This window comes from Thermococcus sp., assembly GCF_027066465.1.
In the GTDB taxonomy this organism is placed as follows: Archaea; Methanobacteriota_B; Thermococci; order Thermococcales; family Thermococcaceae; genus Thermococcus.
Map to the genome: position 1 here is coordinate 1 of NZ_JAMONU010000151.1, position 1534 is coordinate 1534.

Here is a 1534-nt window from a genome sequence, read left to right on the forward strand (position 1 = left end):
CACCTTCAGACTCAAGGAATCGGGAGTTCTTGACAGGTACATAGGCTCTCTCGAGGAGATAGCTGGAGAACTCGTCGAGAAGTTTGGGGAGAGCTTTACGCTCGAACTCGGCACGGCCTTTGCCCTAACGGGAAGGGGAGACCTCGCCGTCGCCGTTCTAAGAAAGGCCGAGAACGGCCTCGAACTTCTTAAGAAGACCGCGGTGGAGCTTCTTGAGAAGTATCCCGACATCCTTCCAAGTTTCATCGAGGCCCTTGACGAGGTCGAGGCAGAGGACGTTGGAAAGGCCGTTATGAACAGGATTCTGGAGAATCCAGAGCTTGGCAGGTGGGAGGTAATACGAGCTGTTGCCAAAAAGACCCGGAGTGAAGAAGTGTGGGCCAAAATAGCCCGCTACCACGTTCTCGTTGGGGACGTTGAGGGTGCGAGGAGGATAGGCAACGTCCTCCAGAGCACAAAGCTGAGGTCCCTCGTGATGGCCGACGTCTCCCATCAGTACCTCAAGAGAGGTGACGTTGACAAGGCCATAGATGCGGCCCTTGAAGTCAGGGAGCCGAAGTTCACCTCGATACTGATATCCGAGATACTCGTTAAAGCCCTCGATAAAGAGCTGTCCGAGAGTGGTGCCCATGGAAAGGCTGAGGCAGTTGCTGGGAAGAAAGGAAGATAGGGTGGATTTCGCAAGGGATTTGGTGAGGCTCCTGCTCAGCGACTACGAGCTTTACTCCAACAACGTCCTGTTCAGGGACGCCGTCGAGGAAGTTTACTCCATTCTCAGGGAGGAGGTCGTCTCGAGGGGGAAGACCGAGCTTGTTGACGCCTATGAAACTGCCGTCCTTCTCAGGGCGGTCGTCTTTGAGAAGGTTAAGGACGCGAGGGGGCTCCTTTCCCAGCTTCTTGAGGATTTGGAGGGGTAGCCATGCTGTACGAGATAGGTATTGAGACGAAGGAGAGGTGTCAGATTATAGACATAACCGAGGAAGTCCAGGGGATGGTTTACAGGTCCAAGGTGAAGCACGGCATCGCGGTGGTCTTCACCCACCACACGACGACGGGCCTCTTCATAAACGAGTACGAGCCGGGCTTAATCGAGGACATCAAGGGCAAGATGTCCGAGCTTGTTCCCCTTGAGGCAAACTACTCCCACGACAGGATTGACAGGAACGCGCACGCACACATAAAGGCCAGCATCTTCCTCAACCCCGAGGTTGTCGTTCCCATAGACCAGGCCGAGCTTCACCTCGGCACGTGGCAGCGGATTCTCTTCGTGGAACTCGACGGGCCGAGGCACAGAAAGGTGTACGTTATGGTCTGCCCCTGCCCTGAGATGCCAGAGGAGTGATTAGACGTACATCGCCATGTGGGCTATCCTCTCGAGGAGCTCGTTGAAGCCCTCGTAGGTAACCAGTGAGAGAGTTAAAGGCTCCTGCTCCAGCCTCTTCTTTATGATTTTCCTGAGTTCCTCCACGCGCTCCCTTGGAACGAGGTCAATCTTGTTGATGACTACTATTATCGGCTTGTCGTAACGCATCTT

At 54.6% G+C, this 1534-nt stretch carries 2 protein-coding genes and 2 pseudogenes; 3 read left to right on the forward strand and 1 reads right to left on the reverse strand.

Going from position 1 to position 1534, the window contains the following annotated elements:
* The 3 genes and pseudogenes from MVK46_RS07270 to MVK46_RS07280 form a co-directional block, all read left to right on the forward strand.
* Positions 1-670: pseudogene (locus tag MVK46_RS07270) on the forward strand (prenyltransferase); the annotation flags it as partial.
* The gene (locus tag MVK46_RS07275) at positions 630-917 is read left to right on the forward strand and encodes a hypothetical protein (protein WP_297535969.1); all 288 of its coding nucleotides are present in this window, start codon (positions 630-632) and stop codon (positions 915-917) included. The pseudogene MVK46_RS07270 and the gene MVK46_RS07275, both read left to right, overlap by 41 nt.
* Positions 918-919: 2 nt before the next feature.
* On the forward strand, positions 920-1342 hold the full coding sequence (locus tag MVK46_RS07280; RefSeq protein ID WP_297535971.1) for a secondary thiamine-phosphate synthase enzyme YjbQ: 423 nt from the start codon (positions 920-922) through the stop codon (positions 1340-1342).
* Here MVK46_RS07280 and MVK46_RS07285 read toward each other — a convergent pair.
* Positions 1343-1534: pseudogene (locus tag MVK46_RS07285) on the reverse strand (GTP-binding protein); the annotation flags it as partial.